The sequence below is a fragment of the Bradyrhizobium nivariense genome (assembly GCF_029846695.2).
GTDB lineage: Bacteria > Pseudomonadota > Alphaproteobacteria > Rhizobiales > Xanthobacteraceae > Bradyrhizobium.
This window is the reverse complement of the sequence record NZ_JARWCR020000050.1, coordinates 1-23,559: the sequence shown is the minus strand read 5'-3', so window position 1 is coordinate 23,559 and position 23,559 is coordinate 1. Positions and strand designations below refer to the sequence as shown.

Sequence of the window (23,559 nt, the reverse complement as noted above, 5' to 3'; positions counted from 1 at the left end):
CGACATCAAGTCAGGCGGTCATGCTATGGTCGGCGCGATCGGGGTCTTTCGAATCATCCCATGGCTGTTTCGCGCAAGCTGCTTCTGCTGATCGCAGGTCTCGTTATGGCCGGCGCGCCGGCGCGCGCCGCGGAGTTCTACACCGAGGATCTGCGCATCCCGATGGCGGAGGCCGGGCCGCAAGGGCTGGAGGCGTTCCTGGTGCGCCCGGCGGGAACCAGGCGCTATCCGCTCGCGCTGCTCAGCCACGGCTCGCCGCGCAAATTTGACGACCGCGCGGCGATGTCCGCGCACAAATATTACGGTATCGCGCTCGAATACGCCCGGCGCGGCTTTGCCGCGCTGATCGTGATGCGACGCGGCTATGGCACCTCGCCAGGCGAGCGCGTCGACCGCGTCGGCGGTTGCGCCAATGCCGCTTATCTGCCCGCGGCGGCCGTTGCAGTCGCGGATTTGCACGCGGCGATCGATACGATGGCACGAAGGCCCGACGTCACGACATCAGGCATGATCGCGGCCGGCCATTCATCCGGCGGGCTCGCCACGGTCGCGCTGACCGCGCAGGCGCCGGCGGGTCTCGTCGCCGCGGTCAGCTTTGCCGGCGGTCGCGGCTCGCGCGACGACGATGACGTCTGCAATCCCGATGGGCTGGTACAGGCCTTCGCCACCTTCGGCAAGACTTCGCGCGTGCCGATGCTGTGGGTCTATGCCACCAACGATTCGTACTTCGGTCCCGATCTCGCGCGCCGCCTCCATGACGGATTTCGCACCAGTGGCGGCAATGCCAAATTCGTCGCAGCGCCGCCTTACGGCGACGACGGCCACTATCTCTATTCGGTGGTGGGCCGCCCGCAATGGACGCCGTATCTCGACGCCTTCCTGCGCGAGCGCTCCCTCGGCCATGATATCCTGAACCCGCCCGATCCGCTGCCGCCACCGAGCCAGCTCAATGAGGCCGCGAGGGGCGAGTTCGCGCGCTATCTCGCCAGCACGATGCCGCACAAGGCCTTTGCGGTGTCGCCGAACGGCGGTTACGGCTGGCGTTCGGGGCGCGCGACGGCCGACGACGCCCAGCGCGATTCGCTCGGCGCCTGCATGAAATGGTCGCCCGCCTGCACGCTCTATGCGATCGACGACAAATTGGCCGGCGCTGCGCAAAGGACATTGACGGACCAGAGCGCCCGCGCGCGATAGGCGCGAGGGCGATCAGATCTTTCGATGAAGCTAGAGCCGCTCGCTGAGCGCGAGCTTGTAGCCGACACCGGTGACGGTGGTGATGACAGGCGTGCCGCTGCCGACGAGCTTGCGTCGCAGCCTCGCCACCAAGGCATCGACGGTGCGGATGTCGACCTCGGCCTGGCGGTTGCTGACGACCTCGATCAGATAGTCGCGGCTGAGCGGCCTGCCGTCGGCACCGACGAGGGCCGCGAGCAGGTCGAATTCGGCGCGCGTGAGTGCCACCGGCTTGCCGTCGCTGCCGAGCAGCTCGCGCCGCGTCAGGTCGATGATCCAGTCGCCGAAGGCGATCGAATTGTGGTTGCGCGCCGCCTTGCGGTCGATCGAGCGCCGCCGCAGCACGCTGCGCGCGCGCGCGAGCAGGTCGCGCAAATTGATCGGCTTGGTGACGTAATGGTCGCCCGCGATCTCGAGGCCGAGGATGCGATCGACGTCGGTGTCGCGGCGCGTCACGAAGATGATGCCCGCGTTGCTGGTCGCCTGGATCTCCTTGGCGAGATCGAAGCCGTCGCCATCAGGCAACTGCACGTCGAGGAAGACGAGATCGGTCCGCGCCCGCAGCGCCTGGCGGCATTCCGCGCAGGAGCCGGCGCCGACCACGTCGAAATTGTTCTCGCTGAAATAACCGACCAGCATCGTCCGCGTCACCGGATCGTCTTCGACGACGATCAGCCGCTCGCGGCCAGCGGCACGCAATTCCTGAAGTGCGGAATCAGCCACGACCTTGGATGTCCCGTGTGCCTGCGGCCCGACCTGAAAATTCAAGTCGTCGCGCAATGCGATGTCCTGTGAACGAACATTCACGACCTATTCGAGCCCCCCCGAAATTGCCTGCCGGAAATACTAGGCGTGTTGTGACGCCCAAACAATATTGGTCACGTTCTTGACGCATTAAGTATGAATTGGCCCACAATTCTCATCCCGCGCATTATGTGCGGCGCCATGCAGTACAAGCGGAAGTTGTGTGCGGGACAGCGTCCCGCGCCTCGGTGGCCGCACGGCGGCTTGCCCCGCCAACAGCTTCAAATCTACTGTGCGGCCCGAAAAGTCCGCACCAGGAGTAGGCGCCATGGAAGTCATACTGCTCGGCACCGGCGGCCCCCGCCCGGACCCGCGCCGCATGGCGACGACCACGCTGATCAGGCTCGGCGAAGAAAATATCCTGATCGACGCAGGCCGCGGCGTCATGCTGCAGCTCAGCAAGGCCGGCGTGCCGCTTGGCTCCATCAACACGGTCTTTCTCACCCATCACCATTTCGACCACATCGGCGACCTCTACGACGTGATGCTCAATTCATGGTTGCATGGGCGCAAGGACGATCTGCGCATCTATGGACCGCCGGATACCGAACGGCTCGTCAATACGCTGGTCACGCAGGTCTACGACAAGGACATCACTTGGCGCGATCAGGGCGAGCCGAGCTTCGGCGGCTGGAAACCGGTCGTGGCGACGGACATTATACCGGGCCCCGTTCTCGACACCGGGCGCTGGAAGATCAGCGCCGAGCTCGTCTCGCATGGCGACGGTCTCGACCTGCCGCCGGCCTTCCTCGCACGCTGGATGTGTCTCGGCTACCGCTTCGAGGCTGAGGGCAAGGTCATTGCGATTTCCGGCGACACGGTGCCCTGCCCTGGTCTCGAGCGGCTGGCAGAGGGAGCTGACCTGCTGGTCCAGTGCTGCTTTCTCGCAACGCCGGAGATCAACAACGAGCACTTGCGACGGCTTGCGAAATTCACGATCGCCTGCGGCGATACGGTCGGCAAGGTCGCGGCCAAGGCCGGCGTCAAGAAGCTCGCGCTGACCCATCACCGGCCGCGCACCAACGATTCCATGCTGAGCGCGCTGCTCGCGGACGTCAGGCGGGACTACTCGGGTCCTGTCGTGCTCGGCGAGGACCTCACGCGGATCGAGGTCTGAGAACTATAGATGCGCGAAGGCCGTCCGGCCTCAGGACGATCCGACCTCGATCCGGAATGACAAAAGCTCTTCTGCGCCGGCTGCGATGTGCATCAGGCCCGGCTTGTCGCTGAACTCGCCATCGAAGCCGGCGGGACTGGCATAGCCGCGCCAGGGCTCGATGCAGAGGAACGGCGCGCCTGTCGGTTTCGACCAGACGCCCAGCTCGCGAAAACCGCGCCATGACATTTTGAGCCACGGTCCGGCGTCCGGCCCGGCCGCATAGCGGACCGCATGGCTGTTGATGCGATCGAAGATCACGGCGTCGATGGTGAATAGGGATTCCGACAGAGGAAGCACAGCGCCTCGGACGGGGCTCGGATCCGTTGCCGCAAGCAGCAGCCCGCCGTCGATACGGCGAACCGGAGATGACTCCTCGTTGTCAAAGGTCAGCGCGTAGCTCTCCTTCGGCAATCCAGCCTGAAGCGGCCAGTTGAAGGCGGGATGGCCGCCGACCGACGCCGGCAGCGTCTCCTCGCCGGTGTTGACGATCTTCAGCGCCAAGTCGAGTCCGGCCTCGTCGAGCGTGTAGGTCACAACCAGGCGGAACGCGAAGGGGTAGAGCGCGCGCGTCGTCTCGCTGTCTTCGAGCACCAGGACACAGCGACTTTCGCCGCGTTCCGCCCACGCAAAGCGGCTGTCACGCGCGAAGCCGTGCTGGGTCATCCGGTAGGTCCTGCCCCGGTGCCGCAATTCGTCGTTGGCGAGACGCCCGACGATCGGAAACAGCAGCGGCGCATGGCGCGGCCAGGCCGGCTCCGCCTGCCAGACGAATTCGATGCCGGCATCGCTCGTCAGCGAACACATCTCGGCGCCTTGCGCCTTGATGGTCGCGGTAAGCCCGCCGCTGCGGATCGTGTGCGTGTCATCGGTCATGACCGTCCTCATCGCGTAAATCGAGGCTAACGGGCGAAGTGCCGCCGCCTCGTGCGAGCAGACCATACCGCATTGGAGAAGATTTCGCCCGCCCCGGGATGGGGCGAGCGAAGCTCAGCTCCGCATTGCCGCGCCAGGCTTAGCTGTCGGGCTTGCCTGTCAAGCTTGGGACGACCGTCCAATGCTCTCATAGACGAAGCCGGCCGCAGCCATGTCCTCGGGGCGGTAGATGTTGCGGAGGTCGACGACGACGGGCTGCGCCATGGTCGCCTTCAGCCGGTCGAGGTCGAGCGCGCGGAACTGCACCCATTCGGTGACGATGACGATCGCATCGGCGCCTTCCGCGCAGGAATAGGCATCCTCGCAATAGGTGATGTTGGGAAGCTCGCCCTTGGCCTGCTCCATGCCGACGGGATCGAACGCCTTCACCTTCGCGCCCATGTCGAGCAGGCCGGTGACCAGCGGGATCGACGGCGCATCGCGCATGTCGTCGGTGTCGGGCTTGAAGGTGAGACCGAGCACGGCGATGGTCTTGCCGCGCAGCGAGCCGCCGAGCGCCTGGCTGACCTTGCGGGCCATCGCCCGCTTGCGGTTCTCGTTGACCGCCAGCACGGATTCGACGATGCGCAAGCTCACGTCGTAGTCCTGCGCGATCTTGATCAGCGCCTTGGTGTCCTTCGGAAAGCACGAGCCGCCGAAGCCGGGACCAGCGTGCAGGAATTTGGTGCCGATGCGGTTGTCCAGGCCAATGCCGCGCGCGACCTCCTGCACGTTGGCGCCGACTTTCTCCGACAGATCCGCGATCTCGTTGATGAAGGTGATCTTGGTCGCGAGGAAGGCGTTGGCGGCGTATTTGATCATCTCGGCGGTGCGGCGCTCCGTGAACATCAGCGGCGCCTGGTTCAGCGACAGCGGCCGATAGATGTCGCCCATCACCTTGCGGCCGCGCTCGTCGGAGGTGCCGACGACGACGCGATCGGGGAACTTGAAGTCGCGGATCGCAGCGCCCTCGCGCAGGAATTCGGGGTTCGAGGCGACGACGATTTCGGCCTTGGGGTTGGTCTCGCGGATGATGCGCTCGACCTCGTCGCCGGTGCCGACCGGAACGGTCGACTTGGTCACGACGACGGTGAAGCCGGACAGCGACTGCGCGATCTCGCGCGCCGCGGCGTAGACGTAGGACAGATCGGCGTGGCCGTCGCCGCGGCGCGACGGCGTGCCGACCGCGATGAACACGGCATCGGCATCCGCGACCGGCTTCGACAGGTCGGTGGTGAACTCAAGCCGCTTGGCCTTGACGTTGGTCGCAACGAGTTCGTCGAGCCCGGGCTCGTAGATCGGGATCTCGCCGCGATGAAGTGCAGCGATCTTCTTCTCGTCCTTGTCGACGCAGGTGACGTCGTGACCGAAATCCGCAAAGCAGGCTCCGGACACCAGTCCCACATAGCCCGTTCCGATCATCGCGATTCGCATGAAAAACTCTTTCCGTTGAAGACGGATGTTCCACTGAACACCCTAGACATTTCTCTATCCGGCCGCACGCCCAACATTAGGGCAGGTTGCTTCTCGAACCGAATAAACCTTAGCCGCCGCGCGTGACAGGCGTTGCGGACAATTCCTGAAACCCGCGACATGCATTTGCTGCATTCTACGTATGCGACAGATACGCCGCGTAGGCACACTTCAAGCCATCGTGAAGCGATGTCGTCGCGCGCCAGCCGAGCCTGGCGAGGCGGCTGACGTCGAGCAGCTTGCGTGGCGTGCCATCGGGCCGCGAGCTGTCGAAACCGATCTCGCCGCTGTAGCCGACGATTTCGGCCACCACGCGCGCGAACTCGGCGATGGTGATGTCCTCGCCGGTGCCGATGTTGACCAGCTCGGCGCTCGAATAGGTCTTCATCAGGTGCACGCAGGCATCCGCCATGTCGTCGACATAAAGGAACTCGCGCCGCGGCGTGCCGGTGCCCCACACAATGACACGCTTCGCGCCCGAAACCTTCGCCTCGTGGAAGCGGCGGATCAGGGCCGCGACCACGTGGCTCATTTCGGGATGATAATTGTCGCCGGGGCCGTAGAGATTGGTCGGCATCACGCTGATGAAGTCGCACCCATACTGGCTGCGATAGGCCTCCGCCATCTTGATGCCGGCGATTTTTGCAATTGCATAGGGCTCGTTGGTCGGCTCCAGCGGGCCGGTCAGCACGGAATGTTCGCGCAGCGGCTGTGGTGCCAGCTTCGGGTAGATGCAGGACGAGCCCAGAAACATCAGCTTCTCGGCGCCGTTCTGATGCGCGGCCTGGATCACATTGGCCGCGATTGCGATGTTGTCGTAGATGAACTCGGCGCGCAGCGTGTTATTGGCGACGATGCCGCCGACCTTTGCCGCGGCGAGGAAGATCACCTGCGGCCGCACGCGCGCGAACCAGTCGAACACCGCGGCCTGGTTGCAGAGATCGACCTCGCGCCGGTCCACGGTGACGAGCTTGACGTCTTCCCGTTCGAGCCGGCGCGCAATCGCGCTGCCGACCATGCCGCGATGGCCGGCGACGTAGACGCTTTTGCCTGTCAGCTCAAACGGTGCGTTTGCCATGGCCCGCGTCCCGCTTTGCCTCCGCCAGATCGCTCGCCATCATCTCCGCGACGAGCTCTGCGAAGCTCCGCTTCGGCTTCCAGCCAAGCACCTCGCGCGCCTTGCTGGCGTCGCCGACGAGGAGATCGACTTCAGTCGGACGGAAATAGGTCGGATCGATCTTCACCACGGTCTTGCCGCTCGTCTCATCGACGCCGGTCTCGTCGACGCCCTTGCCGCGCCATGCGATGCGGCGGCCGACTTGCGCGAACGACAACTCGACCATCTCACGCACCGAGTGCATCTCGCCGGTGGCGAGCACGAAGTCGTCGGGCTTGTCGGCCTGCAGGATCTTGTGCATGCCCTCGACATAGTCGCGCGCATGACCCCAGTCGCGCCTGGCGGAGAGATTGCCGAGATAGAGCGTCTCCTCCAGCCCGACCTCGATGCGGGCGACGCCGCGCGTGATCTTGCGGGTGACGAAGGTCTCGCCGCGGATCGGGCTCTCATGGTTGAACAGGATGCCGTTGCTCGCGAACATGCCGTAGGCTTCGCGGTAGTTCACCGTGATCCAGTAGCCGTAGAGCTTTGCGACGCCGTAAGGCGAGCGCGGATAGAACGGCGTGGTCTCCTTCTGCGGGATCTCCTGCACGAGCCCATAGAGCTCGGAGGTCGAGGCCTGGTAGAACCGCGTCTCCTTCTCCATGCCGAGGATGCGGACCGCTTCCAGCAGGCGCAGGACGCCGATGCCGTCGGCATTGGCGGTGTATTCCGGGCTTTCGAAGGAGACGGCGACGTGGCTCTGGGCTGCGAGATTGTAGATCTCGGTCGGCCGGATCTGCTGCACCAGCCGGATCAGATTGGTCGAGTCCGTCATGTCGCCGTAATGCATCAGGAACGGCACGTTGCCGACATGCGGGTCCTGGTAGAGATGATCGACCCGCGCGGTGTTGAACGAGGACGAGCGCCGCTTGATGCCGTGCACGACATAGCCGAGCGACAACAGATATTCGGCGAGATAGGCGCCGTCCTGGCCCGTAATGCCGGTGATGAGAGCGATCCGCTCAGCCATGGGCCTGCGCCTGGTTCCCGTGAAAGTGGTTCAGAAGACGGGATAACCACCGTTCGCGCCAGCTGACAAGGTCACCGGCGGCCAAAAGCGCACGAACCAGCGCAAGAACCAGTGTAAGAACCGGCCTTCCCGGGCAACACGCATGTGTCGCCGGTCGCGGCATCACACGCCGTGGTACTTTCGATACCATTCGACGAAGCGGCCGAGACCGTCCGCGAGCGGGGTCGATGGCGCGAAACCGACGTCGCGCTGGAGGGCGGAAATGTCGGCGCGCGTCTCCAGGACGTCTCCGGCCTGCATCGGCAAGAGCTGGCGGATCGCCGGCTTGCCGATGATCTTCTCAAGCGTTTCGACAAACTCGATCAGTTTGACTGACCTGTTGTTGCCGATGTTGTAGACGCGATAGGGCGCATAGCTCGTCGAGTTTTCCGGCTGCTCGGCGTTCCACGCGGGATTCGGCGTCGCAGGCCGATCGAGGGTGCGGATCACACCCTCGACGATGTCGTCGACATAGGTGAAATCGCGCCACATATCGCCGTTATTGAAAATCTTGATCGGCTCATTCGCGAAAATCGCGCGCGTAAAGAGATAAGCGGCCATGTCGGGCCGGCCCCATGGACCATAGACAGTGAAGAAGCGAAGACCGGTCACCGGTAGCTTGTGAACATGCGCGAACGTGTGCGCCATCAATTCGTTGGCTTTCTTGCTCGCGGCATAGAGGCTGACCGGATGGTTGACCGAATGCTCGGTCGAATACGGCAAGGTGCGGTTGGCGCCGTACACGGAGCTCGACGAGGCGTAGACGAGATGCGCCAGACCGTGGCGCCGGCCGGCTTCGAGCACGGTGACAAAGCCATCACAATTGGCGCGGATGCTGGTGATGGGATCGTCGATCGACGCGCGCACGCCGGGCTGCGCCGCAAGGTGCACCATGCGATCGGGCGAGACCTCGTCGAACACACGCGTCACCGCGGCGAAGTCTGCAAGATCAATCTCGTAGAATTTGAACCCCGGACGGTGCTCGAGCGTTGCGAGGCGCGCACGCTTCAGCGCCGGATCGTAATATGGCGTGAGGGCATCGATGCCAACGACCTGTTCGCCACGTGCCAACAGCCGTTCACAAACGTGCATTCCGATAAAACCGGCAGCACCGGTAACGATCACTGGCCGCAAAGTTGTCATCTCGTTCATTCCGCGAAGCAATGTCAGACCAGGACATGAGAGACAAGGTTTGGACGATCACGACAATCATCAAACCGAGCGCATCCATGTAAGCGCATCGAAATGTGTAGGAAACATGATGGTGTCATGCATCCTCGCATGCTATCCGCCCACGAGGACGTTCGAACGATAGCGCCTGCCCGGCCGCGTAGCCGCTCTCGTGCCTGAGCGAGCACAATTCGGCGCCTTGCGCCTTGATGGTCGCGGAGAGTCGGCCGCTGCGGATCGTGTGCGTGTCGTCGGTCATAATTAGCGATCTCCAGACCTTCCGAACCCTTCATTCCAGCGCGTAAACAACGCTTGATTAGGCAACTTACCCTTTAGCCCAGCGCCGCAGGCTCGCTCAAATTGGGTTCGTTTTGCCAAATTTTGCGCTTGCTCCCTCAACTCCATCATCTATCGGTTCAGTGCCGCGAAGCCGGCCTATCGCTCGACGGCGTTGCCTCTGGGCTCGACATTCATAGCGTTCCAATGCCGCCAAGCGTTTTACCTGTTCAAGGGAAGGAGACTGCAGAGCCAGCTTTGCTAGCAAGGCTTTCCGTACAGCTGCAATCCGCAGCAACTGTGCTTGGGCCTGTGCCATTTCCAGCGCTGCTAGCCTCTGTAGCTGGCTGGCGCCTTCCGGCGTCAACAGTTCCGCTAATCCGTAAGCTTGCGTCCCGGCTGGAGGACTAATGGCTGCGGGAATTGAAAGACCATGGCGCAGGGCATTGCGGCTCGACTTTATCCGCCCGGCCAGACTTTTCGGCCCTGTACTCCGCTTGGCATTCTCGCGGTTAGCTCTGATCTGCTTTTCAGTGGCCATGATGATGCACGTCTTATTTACCGACCGTTTTTGCTCTTACTTCTTGGCGAGACCTATGCTCGTTCGAGTGATGCTCGCTCCATCCCGCTTCGCTTCCGACTTCACCTCTTGGCAAGGCCCGAATTGGCTAGTGTGAGGAGCATCTACTCTGTCGGTTGGTGCCGCCTCCTCTTGGGAAGGCTGGTCTTGGGAAGGCTGGAGGTGAACACGATGATGCGCATCATAATTCTCGTTCGCCCCCGTGTTCACCTCTTGGCAAGACCCCTGCAGACCCGCGCTTATATTTCCGAGCGCTTGCGTGTTCACCTCTCGGGAAGACCGGCGCGTTCTAATTTCTTTTTGGAGTTTTCGGCGGCTGCGTTCGCGGGTTGACATCATGCCCTCAAACGTCAAGATGGCGTCTATATTATTCTGTGCTGATCGGGCGAGTATTTCTGCTTCCGTGATTTCATACTTCGCAAGCTGCGATCGAGTTTCGTCACTTTCTTTCTTGTTTGCGCTGAAATACTTATTGGCTCTGCGTTCGGCTTTATTTGCCGCCGAATTCAATCCATCTTCGCCTGGGCGGATCTCAGTCAAGAACTGCTCCACTGCCAGCCGTTGGCCCCCACGGATAATGGCGTTGGTTGCGCGCCGCAAAACACGTTCTTCCCATAGTTTTGTGACAAGGTCGTTGAGTTCAATCCAATCCAACAAGCTCTTCGGCCGGTGCTCATCGATCATCGCGGAGACCATGTTCCAATAAAGCTTGGGGTCTTCGCTCTTGAGCAAAACTGGCTCGACAAACAATCCAATGATATGATCTGGGATCTTGGCGGCCAAAACGTGTGCAGCCTCAGTCTGCGCTTCGACTGGTACTTTCATTGTTACTCCGACTACTCGGCCCGTCGAATCAAACGATACAGTGATTCGCCGATATTCTAAGTGATAATGCGTTAATTTCGATTCACGAATGATTTAGCTGACCTGTTGTAGCGCAGATATTCCGTTATGCAGATCTTCTTGTTCTTCTGCTTCAACAAGTGACTGCAGTGCGCTGCATGAGTCAAAACCATGGAGGCGGTCAATGCGTTCGACAAGCGCGACGTGTTGTTGAGCGCACTTTGAAGCAAAATTCCTTTCTTAGGTGGAGCTTCAATTCGCTAGTGCGGGGGCAAAAATAACCGTCGACCCCATCGTTTATCTTTCGCGCTCGTGCAGCCTAGCCCTTACGAGTTCAGGTTCCTCCTCTGAATTCGGCAGTCATAAGCGAGATCGATCACCATCATCGCGCAAATCGCACCGACCTAGTCATGCAGCAAGAGAGGGCGCAGCTACGGCATCAGGTCGTGCACCAAGGGCGGCGAAATCTATCGACCCCTTCATGGTTTTGACCCCTTTTGCAGGGCCTAAGATCGGCTTTTGAAGTTAGAGTGGCTGACGACCGGAAGCGCCGTTGTGGGCTAAAGGTCGGACAATCACCAAGCCTGCGACGGTTTCCAGCGTCATGCAGCGGGCGCATATTTGATATCGTTTTTCAAGACTGATTGCGGCGGCTTGCGCGCCGCCGAACGGCCATGCCAGATATCTCCCCTGCCGGTCGCGAACAAGATATGGCGGCAAGTCCTGTTCACGCTGTAGCCAATCTCGCCATACCGGATCGCACGTCCCCGCTTGAGTCCAGGAAGGAGGCCCGTTCGCGATGACAAGGAAAAGCGGGATGCGACATGGCATCGGATTTTTAATCGCGAGCTTGGCGCACTACGCACTCGTGATGCTTGGCATACGCGCCTATGTTCACCGCATCGGACTGATTGGCGCATTGCCTACCGTCGCCGGATTTCTAACCAAGCAATAACAGGGAATTTTGCGAAAATTATAGGCCAAGAACAGGTCTTGGCGCGATTAATAGACGCGAGCCGATCCGAATTAGCACAAAGTTTCCGCCGTTTATTGGGCGCTTATGACAGTTTCCTGTTGATGCCGATAACAGGCCGCAAACAGGACGCAACCGGGTAACTGTCGTTATCAAACCGCTCGACCGTTGGCGTTTGAACGAAGTAAATAGATGCGGGCTATAGGCACGTCGGCATCGACGTTCCCGCGCTTCAGCTCAAACGGGCCGACCGCTGGCGACGTCCCGTTTGGCGTCAGCCAGATCAGCCGCCATCATCTCCGCAACGAGCTCGGCAAACGTCCGCATCGGCTTGGCTGCTCAAGCTGCCGCCGTTTCGCCCCGGCGGCGATCGCCGGAGTATCGTGACTTACGACGACGACTTCCAGGCGCTCCTACGAACCGAACCCTCGAAGGGCGTGACCGAGCTCGGCTTGGATCCTGCCGACTCCCACCTCGCAAATAAGTCCGCCGACGAATAACGTCTACGCCTCGCCCGAAATGACGCGGAGACGGAGGCGACGCCGAGTCGAAGGTGAACGTCCAGAGTGAAGCAGTGTACGAGAAATCTACGCGACCATTGTTCACGTGCGTCGTGAGATTCCGCCGGTAATCATGAACGACACACTATCTCGCGCTGGTTTCAAAGGTGAAAGCACAATGCTTGCCACGGACGAGAAACCCGCCCCTCGGCCCGCTATAGCGGCTGACCAGGCGCTCACTCGCAACCACGTTGATGCAGGAGCGGCGGCGGCCTGAGCGAAAGCTCCAAGCGGTGCAGCATAGAAATTAGCGCGAGGGCTTGCGTAGCCGGACCCCCGCGCCGCCACCATTCTCGTCGATAAATTCAACGCCTCCGATCTCCAGCGCTGAGCGGATTGCATCGATCGTTCGCTCCTTTAGCTCGTCCCCGCGCTCAAACCTCGCCACGGTGTCGATCGCCACTTTGGCCTCCGAAGCAAGATCGCGAACACTCCATCCTAGGGCCGCACGGGCCATACGGCACTGCACCGAGCGGAGAGTCATTCTTTTTTACTTATTTCAGTTGATTTTACTGATTTTAGTATTATCATGCTTTTATTCTGATTTCAGTTAAACACGCAGAATTCGAGGGCGGACATGACTTTTCGGATGCTACATGATTCAGGCAATCGCAGCAGCTTTATAGGTGGATCCGACGCCCGGATCATTATGGGAGGCGACCAAGACAGGCTGATCAGGCTTTGGCGTGAAAAGCGCGGGGAGGCCCTTCCGCTGGACCTCAGCAATGATCTGATCGTCCAACTCGGCAGCATCACCGAGCATCTCAATCGAAAGCTGTACGAGCGTACGAGTGGCCACACAGTTCAAGATGTCCGGCGAACCGTCCGACATCCGATCCACAAGTGGATGAGAGCTGACGTTAACGGTCGTGTCCGGGATACGGGGGCGGTCTTCCGCGCGAGCTTTTTGCCGTCCGGGCATTTCTCCGAGCCGGAAATGGCGAACCTACACATGGCGCAGCTGCAACATTCCATGTGGGTCATGGCTGCGCGGTTTGCGCTTCTCTCGATCATCACTGGGGATGGGAAGTGGATCGAAATGACCGTACCTGCCGATCCGCTCTATCAGCATCTTCTGCTGACGGCTGAGAAGAAATTTTTGCGCTGCGTTCAGATAGGCGAGCCGCCTGCTCTTTTCGGCATTGAAGCCCCGAGACTAAGAATGAATTTAATCAAGGTCATCGACATGTCTGCCTCCGCACAATGGGCGGACATCCCAGCCTCGCATCTCAGAACCCGCGATGCACACGGCGAGCAAGAGAGCGCATAGCGGGCCCGAAGATGATTGCACCGGGAAACAGAGAGATAGGTCACCGGATCAGACCCTAAACGTTCCGTGCGAGCTCAGCTTCGAAAAATTAGCCAAGAGAAGGTGATCATGCATCAGTCCAGTGAACACATCGAGACCATTGCAGCCGGTGTTGCCCGCGCTCAGGCCGAGCTCCTGAACCTGGAAAAGACGATGAATTCTACGATCCGATCCTCGCTCGTGCAAGCTGAGCACCGCACCGTGCGCCAGGCATCATTGGCCGCCGGCTTTGACATTGTTCGGAGAACACTCAGTCGGCAGGAGATTGCCGTCATTCAGGCCACCCGGACCGAGCAGGCGACGGGCCAAATGTACCTCAGGACCCTGCTCGCGCACGTTTCCGGAGAATGGATATCCTCTGACCTCCCAGTCTCCGTGGATGTCAAGACGCCGCACCAGATAGAACCGGTACTAACTGATGCTCGCCACTACGGTCTCCTCACCTTGGTCGGCTTCGTCGTAGAGGATGACGCGATAGGTTTGTCAGATGTGAACACAGAGTCACGGCCTTATGCCGATCCGACGAACTCTCCGGACAGCAAAAGTCGTCTGCAGGAGGCTCCATGCGAGGACCGCTGTTCTCCTCACCGCGCCTGCGAAGAAGATCGCGTTCTTGCCTGTCCCAAGGAGTCTCCGCGCAAGAGAAGCAAAGCTCATCTCGCCTTCGTCCGCGGACAAGGCTGTCTTGTTTGTCAAAGATCCCCAGCTGATGCCCATCATTTGAAGTTTGCCCAGCCAAGCACCTTAGGAAGGAAAGTCAGCGATGAATTCACCGTTCCACTCTGTCGGTCTCACCACCAAGCTCTGCATCGGCACGGAAACGAGCGCGCATGGTGGACCAATCTGCAACTAGAACCCTTGCAAGTTGCAAAAGAGCTATGGGTTACGAGCCCGGCCCATTCGGACGTCGGGGAGACGTCGTCTCTTGCTGAAACGGTCACCGTTGCGGAGGCGCGAAGACAATGAGTCGGGTTTCACGAAAGGAGGGAAGCCGGCTCAAAACCGCACCGCCCCGTAATTCCATCCGATTCTTTCGCATTAAGGCTGGCCTCAACAGAGCGGACCTGGGGAATAAACTCGGAACTTCCGGCGAGACCATTCGAAAATTGGAGCAATGCGACACATGGCTCGACGCCAATCGCGCCATGGAAATCGGTCGCGCGTCCTTCGCGTACCCTACGAACTGTTAGGCTTTAGCTACGCGCCGGATGCCTACGCTTGGGCAGCTAAGGCCGTCCCAGTAGTGGGTGAGATCACGGCAAACGACGAAGTCAAATTTGCAGAAACTAATCGTTGTGTCGCTGGTGGCGCGCACCTCGCGCTCAACGTCAGAGTCGGCAAAATGCGCGGCTCGTATTTGATTTACCGAGAAGGCGCACAACTAGAAATGTCCAGGAAAATTCTAGCTCAACAAGGCGACTGCGAAAACTTCTTGGTGCATCTCGTCAATGGCACCACATGGTGGAGAAACATCCAGCCATCTCCGTCGATCAACCTATATCACCTTCACTCGCAATATCTCGATACGATCAACGACGTTCGGATTGCGTGGGTTTCCGAAATCATGGGATTCGAGTTGGCGAGATATGATCTCCCAACGCGCCCAATTGGAGGGGGAAACACAGCCTGACCGTCTGGAAGCAGGACAGCCGGTCTCGACATCGAACCCGAATGGGAGAGTTGAATAAGGGTCAACGAAATAACACGTGCGCGGACATAGTGCAGAATGGTGCAGGACTGTTGCGCCTTATACAAAGCCATTTTTCCTAGATCCAAGCGGTGTCCGGCAACTAGCGGGGCGTCTAACTCGCCCGGAACGCCTCACATCACTAACAACGCGTATTTTTCCGATTTCGTAGTCTGCGCGACCACATCTGCGGGAAGTCGACGGAAAAAGAGGCCGATAAAGTGAAGGAATTGCCATGACTAAACGCAGCGGAGGAGATGAACCGCCGGCGGTCAAATTGGTCAGCCAAAACGCCGACTACGACATAAAACTCATGCGTGCGAAACAGCGAGTTGCTCGACTGTTGGCCAATCTTTCCGCAATCATTCTGCGCACGATAGCTGGAAGCACGTCGGCTGCACCGATCATGCAGAATGTGCTGGAGCTTGTCGACGCGCAGCAAGATCTACTGGCTTTAAGCGGAGAGCTTCTCGACCCCAACAACGAGAAACTAGCTTTGAGGCTCAAGGAAGCTCAATTTGATTCTCTCGAAGGCTATCGCGCGTTTGAGTACACAGCAGGGATGGAAAAAATCGTTAGGGGTGCCCTACGCCTGGCTGCTCATCAAATTCTGAAGGAACGCGAACATTTTGGCGGCAAGTATTCAAGCTTAGAGATCGAGAGGGGTATCGCCATGGTCACGAGGTCGAAAAACCCTCCGCCTCGGAAACGCAATCGTGTGGTTTTGTAAGGCCACTTCCGGTGCTGGAGCGAAAGGTCTTCCGCGCGGCCGCCTGGGATGGCGCTTTTGTGCTGCAGGTGCGTCGGAGGATCGGCGCGCTGTTCAAAGAGCTCTGCGCCGTTTGATCGACCCATGCCAAAGCACTGTTCCGCAGCCTAGCTCTGCCACAGCCGCGAACTCGGACGAGATATCCTCGAATATCTCGGGCTCTCGAAACCTCACGACTTTCTGGTTGCAGCCATTAACCCTGCCTGCTTCGAAAGCAGAAGCTCATTGAACAGTTTGACACTACCCAAGACGGGTCGGCAAACCAGTTCTCACCGAAGGCTGGCCACTGCGCCTGCGGCGAGCGCTTCGACAGCCTCGACCTCGGCGAAGTTATTTAACCATCCGCACGCTCAGCCGGCGCCGGAAGTGCGGCTACATCAATGATGCCGCGGATAATGCAAACAATTTCGACGTGACTTCCGATAATTAGGCATTACCGCAACGAAATGCGCCTTGCGGCATAAACGCCCCCCGAAGAATCACTTGTTTCCGCCCATCGCTCCCCATTTCCGTCAACTTTGATCGCCAAGTGAGCAATAGCTATTTCTCACCGAAGCGTGGCCAACAGAGTTGCGCGATCAATTACTTCGATCGAAACGATTTGTAGGACGCGAATGAAAAACGCCGCCCTATTTGCCTTTGGCTTGTTGTCTTCCAGTCTTTGGTTGCAAGACAGCGCAAGATGTCAAACTTCGCTTGCCTCGCCGCTTTCGCCTACGCCGCCGTCGGCTGAACAAGATTCGGCACCTCCGACCACCACCACCAACAGCGTTTGGCCGCCAATGGCGCCGCCCAACGTGTCGCCCCTGGCGACCAAAAGTTCTGCGCAATCTGCGAAGCCCAATGTTGAACCGTCATCGTCATCGGCGACGGATGACGTTCCGCCGCCAACAGCGACTGCCAAGCGTTCGGTACCACCCCCATCCGCCAAGGATGCGCGACCACGGGCGATCACCGCGGAAGCCCTGCCATCTGTCACTGCGAAGGACACACCACCGACGGCGTCCGACAACGTTTCGTCCGCGCAGGTCATCGGCAGACTCGCGCCGTCGTCTAAAGCAGGCACCGACTACGATGGCTTTAGCGTCGATATCGTCGACGACAGTGACACGTCAAGCCAGGCGACGCGACCGGTCAGGTCGCGCTCGGCAAAACAGTCCAAACACAGTCAAGAGTCAGATAGCATCGCAGGACACCAATCGGTCGATCGAGCGGAAGAAGAGAACTTGAAGCGCAAGCTCACGATCTGCCGCGGCTGCAAGTAGCAGGTTTCTGACAACCACCGGTCGCTCTCTGGAGCCGCCCAATGTCCGCTCTGGAACCTGTTGCCCAGCAGAAGCGGATATCCTCAGGCCGGTCCCTGCACTTCAGCGACCCTGCGTGTTTGCGTTTTCGAATAGCCACCCCAACGCTTCGGCGGGATTGAGCCAGCGCTCCTCGTCGATCCGTTCGGCGATCGTTAGCGCATGTGCAGTCAGAACTTCAATGTCCTGAGGATCGGCACCAGCTTTCTCCAATACGTCGATACATCGATTCACCGCTGCCAGATCACGTTGAAGTTGCTCGATGCTCGAGCGACGCCTTCCGGCCCCCACGACCTTCCATGTTGATCTCTGCGCGCGCATTTTTTCTCCCCGTATGCGGTCACGCATTCGTGAGTGTCGTTTGTGGCGACAACACGAAGTTGGGGAGACTGAATCGAGGATGTTTGATGTTAGCAGGCCGAAGGTGGCGTCCTGGCCGTAGATATGCATGATCCCGCTAATCACCTGTCGGTTGTCCACCCGATACGCACCGCGCCGTCCGCTTGGCAGTAAGAGTTGAAGGCGCTTCCACTCCGCGTCGCTCAACCAGTAAAGTTGCTCGCGCATCAAGGTCTCCTCCAGTCAGAGACCTTGATGCGCGATTGAGCCCGCGTGAGAATCCTTATTGAGTACGACCCCTAGGCCGACGGGCTGGCTTTGCTGCCACTCGCTCGTACGTTTTCCTAGAGCCGCTCAGTGATCACGAGCTTATAGCCGGTGACGGGTTGCGATGATGGGCGTTCAGTAATGACATCAGAAATCCGCATTTTCTGACTAGACATGAATCAACAGCCGGGGATCAAGCAAAGAGAAGGGGAGCAAGCAAGAGACATGGTTCAGAACGCAACCGGTGCCACGCCGTTTCCTCTCGGCGTCTTTGTCGGCAACCCAAACTATTATGATTCGAGTGAGGAGGCGAGTTTCGAAACAAACTTCAACGCCTTCTCGGACTTGATGAAAACGAAGCCGCAATTCCTCGACCAATATTGCGATCAGCGCCTGCCGGTCTCAGGTTGGGTTGGTCAGGCGAGTTGGAATGCAGCCTCAATGGCCCAGTCGCCCGTGCTTAAAGGCGTTACGCCGGTGATCGGGTTGCCGATGACTTCGACCGCGCCAGGCTCGGGAACTCCCGATCAGTTTTACAAGGACTTCGCGGCCGGAAAATACGATTCCGTTCTGAAAGGGATGGTCAAGACCTGGGCCGACCACGGTTTCGCGACACAGATCTGGCGGCCCGGCTGGGAGATGAATATCGACACCATGCCGTCCTATGCCGGCAACGACGCCGCGACACGCGCGGATTGGGTCAAGGCGTTCCAGCACATCTCCACGGTCTTGCACGCCGCGGGCAAGGCCGAGGGAGTGAGCGTCCAGGTAGCGTGGAATCCGAGCGTGCTCAACTACAGCCACGCCGGCAATGTCATCCAGACTGCTTACCCTGGGAATCAGTATGTCGATATCATCGCCGCCGACGTCTATGGCGATGTCTTTCCCTACGGCTCGCCGACGCACCTCTATGACTGGGACAAGAGCGGGCAAGTCCTCAACTCGTCCCACCTGGTCTACGATTCGAGTGTCCAGCAATGGGCGTCGGATCCAGTCAACCTCCAACATTACTACACCTACCCGGCCGCCAACCAATGGTCGCTCGATGGCAGCGTGGGCCATGCGACCACGCTTCAGCAGCTGATCGATCTCGCCAAATCAACCGGCAAGCCGTTCGCGATTGCCGAAACCGGTGCGGGCAACACGCATGACGGCGCAGGTCTCGCCGACAATCCGACCTTCGTGCAGTGGCTCTCGCAGACTCTGCATCAGTCAGGGGTACCCGTCAGCTTTGTGAGCATTTGGGATTCCAATAGCGGCGGAAAATATCACTTTACGAATTCAGCCGATGCTAAGCCGCTCGAGGCTGCGGCGTGGGCGAAGGATTTCGGCGCATCATCCGCGTCTGCGCCGACTGCGTCATTGGCCTCGCCGGACAGCCAAGCGGTCGGCGACGGCATCACGAAGGCCAAGCATCCGGCCTCGACCGGAAGCGGGGCGGCCGGAAGCACCGCGGCAGTGTCCGATGGCACTACAAAGATCAGCAGCGGGGCCGCCAGCGGGCATGGCGGTAGCGAGGCAATCGATGTTTCCAACGGTACTTTTCATTTCGCTTCCGCGCCAGCGTTAACCACTAGACCGAGCCCCCTCTCGATCACGGTTGGAGGTATTGAAAGCGATACACTTGTTTTCCATCGGCATACTGGCGCGAATTCCGGAAGCTCGGACGGCTTCTCACGAGATGTCTTGGCGTCGGATGCTGCGGTCAGCCACTTGACCGCGCTCGTGAACGATGCCCAGTCGGAGCATCGGTCGATAGCGGCTGATCACGATCCAGTCCTCGAGCATTCCGCCGACACAAGTCTAGCCAGCGCTCGTTACATGGAGGCGCATTTCGGCGGCTTCGTCATTCACTAATTTTGCCAGTCGGCCATCGGGTACCAAACAGCGGTGTCGGGCAAGGTCTGGAGCGGTCTCCTCCGACATGTCAGCCGTTGGGTTCACCCCCTCGGCGTGATGCGGCCCATCGGGCTCGCCACGGGACCGGGGAGATATCCAGTCTCCGACCATGCCCCCCAGCGGCAATGCCTCGACGGCTTCCACGTCTGCCGAACACCCGCTACGGAGATCCTGGAGCGCAGCGTCCACTCACGAGCGACGATAGTCGTCTTCAATCCGGATGATATCGTCTTCCCTGAGATAGCTGCCGGTCTGAACTTCGATCAGTTCCAGCACGATCTTGCCGGGGTTCTCCATCCGGTGCACCGCGCCCATCGGGATGTAGATCGACTCGTTCTCGTGCACCGTCTTGACGGTCTCGTTAACGGTGACGCGGGCTGCGCCGCGGACCACGATCCAGTGTTCGGCGCGATGATGGTGCTTCTGCAGCGATAGACGTCCGCCCGGCTTCACCACGATGCGCTTGACCTGGTGGCGCTCGCCATTGTCGACCGACTGGTAGCTGCCCCAGGGACGATGCACCTTGAGATGCTCCTCGGTGACCTGCGGCGCCACGGTCTTGAGTTTCGCAACCAGGCGCTTCAGGCCGTTGGCATCCTTCTGGCGCGAGACCAGCACCGCGTCGGGCGTGGCGACCACGACGAGATTGTCGACGCCTTCGAGCGCGACCAGCGCGCGGTCGGTGGTGACGTTGCAGTTGCGCGAGTCCTCGAAGACGGCAGTGCCATGCGCAGCATTTCCTTCCGCATCCTTCTCCGACAACTCCCACACCGCATGCCAGGAGCCGACATCGGACCAACCGCAGGCGACCGGGACAACTGCGGCACGCGCGGTCTTTTCCATCACCGCGTAGTCGATCGAGACCGCTTTCGCCGAGCCGAACGCCTTTGGCTCCAGCGTCACGAAGCCGAGATCGCGCCCGGCATTGGCGACGGCCTCGGAGACGGCCTGCACGCTTGCGGTATCCACCTTGCGATATTCGTCGAGCAGGACAGCGGCCGGAAACATGAAGTTGCCGCTATTCCAGAGATAGCCCGACTTGACGTAATCCGCCGCCTTCACCGCATCCGGCTTCTCGACGAATTTCGTGACGGCCCGCACCTCGCCTGCGATCGCATCGCCCGGGTTGGTGTAGCCATATTCGGTCGCCGGCCGTTCCGGCTTGACGCCGAAGGTCACGATGCGCCCCGCGCCCGCGGCGACAAGGCCCTGGCGGCACGCAGCGACGAAGGCCGCATTGTCGCGCACCACGTGATCGGCAGCGAGCGCCAGCACGATCGCTTCGCGATCGCGGCTCTCTGCAAACACGGCGCCCGCTGCGATCGCAGGTCCGGAGTCACGCCGCATCGGCTCCAGCAGGATATCGGCCTCGATGCCGATCTCGGCCAGTTGCTCCAGCACCATGAAGCGATAGGCCGCATTGGTGATGACGATCGGACGGTCGAACAGCGAGGCGTCCGATACGCGCAGCAGCGTGTCCTGGAACGTCGAGCGCGTTCCGAACAGCGGCAAAAACTGCTTCGGCCGCACCTCGCGCGAAGCCGGCCACAGCCGCGTGCCCGCGCCGCCGCACATGATCAGGGGGATAATGCGTTTGTCCATCGTCATCTCAAACCTTGAAGTCGTCCCGATACCAGATGTCGAAACTGAGGCAGTCGAACGTTCACCGGGGATCTGCTCGGTCACCTTGGATACTACCCCGCCGATGCCGTCAATACAGGCAAAGTTGCGAGGCATCTTTCATGCCATGGCTAAAGAGCCGGATCGGCTGCATGATCGCGATTTACAAGCAGAGAGATTGACACGAAGGGCCGCCCGCGGACCGCAGACCGTAGAGGGATCATTCGTCGGGCTGTTTCTTAGCACCATGGGTGTATAACTTTCTACACTCAACCTTAAGACGAATCGTGGGCGCCGACTTCAACACCACGATGCTCGTCGTCGCAAAGCTACGAGCTGACGTCGCCGTTGACCGCCGCGGGCCCGCGCCAAACGATTTATCTTCAGTCCGGTCGGCTGGCCGCGCTGACCACGAACGGGGCATTCGGCCGAGACACCGTGATCTGGACGGTGGAGGTGCCCTCGTCGTGACGATTCTTGCCGACAACTACGAGCGTAAACTTGTCCGTCCCCGAGAAATCAGGTTTCGCGAAATAGCGGAATCCCGGCCCCACCATAACGAGTTCGCCACTCTCCGGCTTCTCCACAACCGAGACGCTGTAGATCTGCATCGTCGACCAGCGCAGGCCTTGAATACAATCCGCACCGGGGCCAATGGTCATGGACCATTCGATAGTGTCGCCTGCAAGCTTGTATGGCTTATTGTCGCGCAAGCAGTTAGGCGTGGCTTTCGTTTCAGACGCTGACGCGAGCAATATCAGCATCGCAGCGATAGATGCGCCGAATGAAATTCGTGACATGGTCCGCTCCCTTACGTGAGGAGCCAACTATGGACGATGGCGCTAAACGATATGTAAGAGAGCAGGGGTCGGCTTGCCCGTTGGTGAATCTCCCATTAAAGGGGTGGCGGATCGCCATCCGGAAGCGCCTGAAATTTAACTCTACCACAAGCTGCGATCTTAAACTCCACCACCGATATTCTAGGAAGGTGCCGAACGCCAAGACAGGCCCAGGCGTCAATTGGCCGTATTTGGCGCGCAGGTTAGAACCTTCGGGGGTAGCCAGCGTTGACATACTAGGCACATAACATTTGGCTATGTCGGTGCGGCCCAACCGGGTGCCGGAGCTGCGGCATTTGAACTTTCCGGTTGGTGGCGCGGAACTTGCTCCAGCTGGATTTGACGGATAGCCAACACCCGATTGGAGTGCTGTGTGCTCGGTCTCTTGATACTGTTTGTGGTGGCTGCATTGTTTTTCGGAGCGGGCTACGCCACGCGTGCAGCCGTCTCGCGGAAGCGGCACACTGAGTACCTCAAGTATGAGCCCTATCTCGGCGCCCCGCGAATGACCCGGCCGCCAGCTTTTCTCATACGTGGCAACACTCTCTCTGCCTTTGCACCGTCAGACAATTCCGACGACCGCTCGTCCCGGGGGGCTGGTAGTCAGCCTCCACAAAAGAGCGTCTCTGAGGACGCAGTGAGGCCTATCAATTCTTTGTCAGAGAGTGCGCAACTCAAGCCGCAAACAATGCGTTAGGCTGAAGCACTCCGACACACGCGGACCATTGCGTGGCTCTGCATGGCCAAAAAATGTGCAGGTTGATTTAGATTTGGGGGTTGAAGATTGTCGAAGCCTGCGTAGCTTGTGGTTGAGCGAATCGAAACTCTAGCGCTCCTCAAGAACGACCTGCAATGCCTTCCAGATCCATGCTCGACCGCTTGGCGTTAGGGTTAGGCACCTTGGCGCTCCGCCTGACATACAATAGTCCGGGCGACGGTAGTCGCGCGAGCTTACGAGGGCTACAAAGATTTTTGCCGCTAGTCGTACTGGCCGCTGTTGCAGGCGGCGCGGTCGTCTTGCTGGTCTTGCGCTTCGTTGATCCAGATTAACGTTCAGGCAATCCCGCGAGGTTATTCGGGAGAGAGCCCGCCTTCACACGGAAATCCCTTTGGGCCGCACCGCGGGTAGCTGGCCGTTACGCGAGGACATTTCCTGGCCTAGATCTCTTGGTGTATTCGCGCTCATTGCGAGCACTATGGCTTAGGGTCCATTGGCTGGCTCAATTCCGATATCACCTCGGAGTACACAGAGCCGGTCCCGATTGTCTGAACAAAAATTCCGCGTCGATAAGTGGAGACTCTGCCGGTGTTAGGCCGCCGCGCGGAGCGGAGGAAGATCGAAGTAGGCTTGATCCGGGGTGCGGTCGTCAAGGCT

21 protein-coding genes and 1 pseudogene are annotated in these 23,559 nt (G+C 59.9%); 9 read left to right on the top strand and 13 right to left on the bottom strand.

What is annotated here, in order from left to right:
* Positions 1–60 precede the first annotated feature (60 nt).
* The gene (locus QCM77_RS31220) at positions 61–1,194 is read left to right on the top strand and encodes an alpha/beta hydrolase family protein (protein WP_279666553.1); all 1,134 of its coding nucleotides are present in this window, start codon (positions 61–63) and stop codon (positions 1,192–1,194) included.
* Positions 1,195–1,224: 30 nt separating this feature from the next.
* On the opposite strand, the gene QCM77_RS31215 is transcribed toward QCM77_RS31220, so the two are convergent.
* Complete coding sequence (locus QCM77_RS31215) at positions 1,225–2,040, bottom strand: winged helix-turn-helix domain-containing protein (protein ID WP_279666554.1); 816 nt, start codon at positions 2,038–2,040, stop codon at positions 1,225–1,227.
* Positions 2,041–2,305: 265 nt separating this feature from the next.
* On the opposite strand from QCM77_RS31215, the gene QCM77_RS31210 reads away from it, so the two are divergent.
* Positions 2,306–3,154, top strand: coding sequence for an MBL fold metallo-hydrolase (locus QCM77_RS31210; RefSeq protein ID WP_279686153.1), 849 nt, complete (start codon positions 2,306–2,308; stop codon positions 3,152–3,154).
* Between the two features lie 30 nt (positions 3,155–3,184).
* On the opposite strand, the gene QCM77_RS31205 is transcribed toward QCM77_RS31210, so the two are convergent.
* From QCM77_RS31205 to QCM77_RS31165, 9 genes and pseudogenes are all read right to left on the bottom strand, one after another.
* On the bottom strand, positions 3,185–4,069 hold the full coding sequence (locus tag QCM77_RS31205) for an aldose 1-epimerase family protein (protein WP_279686152.1): 885 nt from the start codon (positions 4,067–4,069) through the stop codon (positions 3,185–3,187).
* A gap of 159 nt (positions 4,070–4,228) precedes the next feature.
* Positions 4,229–5,542, bottom strand: a complete 1,314-nt coding sequence (locus tag QCM77_RS31200; protein ID WP_279686151.1) for a UDP-glucose dehydrogenase family protein — start codon at positions 5,540–5,542, stop codon at positions 4,229–4,231.
* Between the two features lie 175 nt (positions 5,543–5,717).
* Positions 5,718–6,659, bottom strand: coding sequence for a GDP-L-fucose synthase (fcl, locus tag QCM77_RS31195; RefSeq protein WP_279686150.1), 942 nt, complete (start codon positions 6,657–6,659; stop codon positions 5,718–5,720).
* Positions 6,640–7,710: a GDP-mannose 4,6-dehydratase gene (gmd, locus tag QCM77_RS31190; protein ID WP_279686149.1), complete on the bottom strand. Its 1,071-nt coding sequence runs from the start codon at positions 7,708–7,710 to the stop codon at positions 6,640–6,642. Before gmd ends, fcl begins: the two co-directional genes overlap by 20 nt.
* A gap of 162 nt (positions 7,711–7,872) precedes the next feature.
* The gene (locus QCM77_RS31185; protein WP_279686148.1) at positions 7,873–8,892 is read right to left on the bottom strand and encodes an NAD-dependent epimerase; all 1,020 of its coding nucleotides are present in this window, start codon (positions 8,890–8,892) and stop codon (positions 7,873–7,875) included.
* 190 nt (positions 8,893–9,082) lie between these two features.
* A pseudogene (locus tag QCM77_RS31180) lies at positions 9,083–9,178 on the bottom strand (aldose 1-epimerase family protein); the annotation flags it as partial.
* Between the two features lie 96 nt (positions 9,179–9,274).
* Entirely contained in the window at positions 9,275–9,736 is a 462-nt protein-coding gene (locus QCM77_RS31175; RefSeq protein WP_279686147.1) for a hypothetical protein, read from the bottom strand.
* Between the two features lie 36 nt (positions 9,737–9,772).
* Positions 9,773–10,600: a hypothetical protein gene (locus QCM77_RS31170; RefSeq protein WP_279686146.1), complete on the bottom strand. Its 828-nt coding sequence runs from the start codon at positions 10,598–10,600 to the stop codon at positions 9,773–9,775.
* A 1,798-nt stretch (positions 10,601–12,398) separates the two neighbouring features.
* Positions 12,399–12,608: a helix-turn-helix domain-containing protein gene (locus QCM77_RS31165; protein WP_279686145.1), complete on the bottom strand. Its 210-nt coding sequence runs from the start codon at positions 12,606–12,608 to the stop codon at positions 12,399–12,401.
* Between the two features lie 120 nt (positions 12,609–12,728).
* Here QCM77_RS31165 and QCM77_RS31160 point away from each other — a divergent pair, with 120 nt between their 5' ends.
* The 5 genes from QCM77_RS31160 (at position 12,729) to QCM77_RS31140 (ending at position 17,181) form a co-directional block, all read left to right on the top strand.
* Positions 12,729–13,421, top strand: a complete 693-nt coding sequence (locus QCM77_RS31160; RefSeq protein ID WP_279686144.1) for a YqaJ viral recombinase family protein — start codon at positions 12,729–12,731, stop codon at positions 13,419–13,421.
* A 108-nt stretch (positions 13,422–13,529) separates the two neighbouring features.
* Positions 13,530–14,426, top strand: a complete 897-nt coding sequence (locus QCM77_RS31155) for a DUF968 domain-containing protein (protein WP_279686143.1) — start codon at positions 13,530–13,532, stop codon at positions 14,424–14,426.
* 277 nt (positions 14,427–14,703) lie between these two features.
* Positions 14,704–15,090 carry a hypothetical protein gene (locus QCM77_RS31150; RefSeq protein ID WP_279686142.1) on the top strand — a complete coding sequence of 129 codons (387 nt, stop codon included), beginning with the start codon at positions 14,704–14,706 and terminating at the stop codon, positions 15,088–15,090.
* A 292-nt stretch (positions 15,091–15,382) separates the two neighbouring features.
* Positions 15,383–15,877 (top strand): hypothetical protein, encoded by a 495-nt coding sequence (locus tag QCM77_RS31145; protein ID WP_279686141.1) that lies wholly within the window; start codon positions 15,383–15,385, stop codon positions 15,875–15,877.
* A gap of 653 nt (positions 15,878–16,530) precedes the next feature.
* Entirely contained in the window at positions 16,531–17,181 is a 651-nt protein-coding gene (locus QCM77_RS31140; protein ID WP_279686140.1) for a hypothetical protein, read from the top strand.
* A gap of 102 nt (positions 17,182–17,283) precedes the next feature.
* Here the strand turns inward: QCM77_RS31140 and QCM77_RS31135 are convergent, their stop codons facing one another.
* Positions 17,284–17,787: a hypothetical protein gene (locus tag QCM77_RS31135; RefSeq protein WP_279686139.1), complete on the bottom strand. Its 504-nt coding sequence runs from the start codon at positions 17,785–17,787 to the stop codon at positions 17,284–17,286.
* Positions 17,788–18,051: 264 nt separating this feature from the next.
* Between QCM77_RS31135 and QCM77_RS31130 the strand changes: the two genes are divergently transcribed.
* Positions 18,052–19,683: a glycoside hydrolase family 26 protein gene (locus QCM77_RS31130; protein WP_279686138.1), complete on the top strand. Its 1,632-nt coding sequence runs from the start codon at positions 18,052–18,054 to the stop codon at positions 19,681–19,683.
* 231 nt (positions 19,684–19,914) lie between these two features.
* Here the strand turns inward: QCM77_RS31130 and QCM77_RS31125 are convergent, their stop codons facing one another.
* Positions 19,915–21,327 carry a mannose-1-phosphate guanylyltransferase/mannose-6-phosphate isomerase gene (locus QCM77_RS31125; RefSeq protein WP_279686137.1) on the bottom strand — a complete coding sequence of 471 codons (1,413 nt, stop codon included), beginning with the start codon at positions 21,325–21,327 and terminating at the stop codon, positions 19,915–19,917.
* Here QCM77_RS31125 and QCM77_RS31120 point away from each other — a divergent pair.
* Positions 21,320–21,604, top strand: coding sequence for a hypothetical protein (locus tag QCM77_RS31120; protein ID WP_279686136.1), 285 nt, complete (start codon positions 21,320–21,322; stop codon positions 21,602–21,604). The two genes, QCM77_RS31125 and QCM77_RS31120, sit on opposite strands and share 8 nt — an antisense overlap.
* 124 nt (positions 21,605–21,728) lie before the next feature.
* Here QCM77_RS31120 and QCM77_RS31115 read toward each other — a convergent pair whose 3' ends face one another.
* Complete coding sequence (locus tag QCM77_RS31115; protein WP_279686135.1) at positions 21,729–22,145, bottom strand: hypothetical protein; 417 nt, start codon at positions 22,143–22,145, stop codon at positions 21,729–21,731.
* Positions 22,146–23,559 lie beyond the last annotated feature (1,414 nt).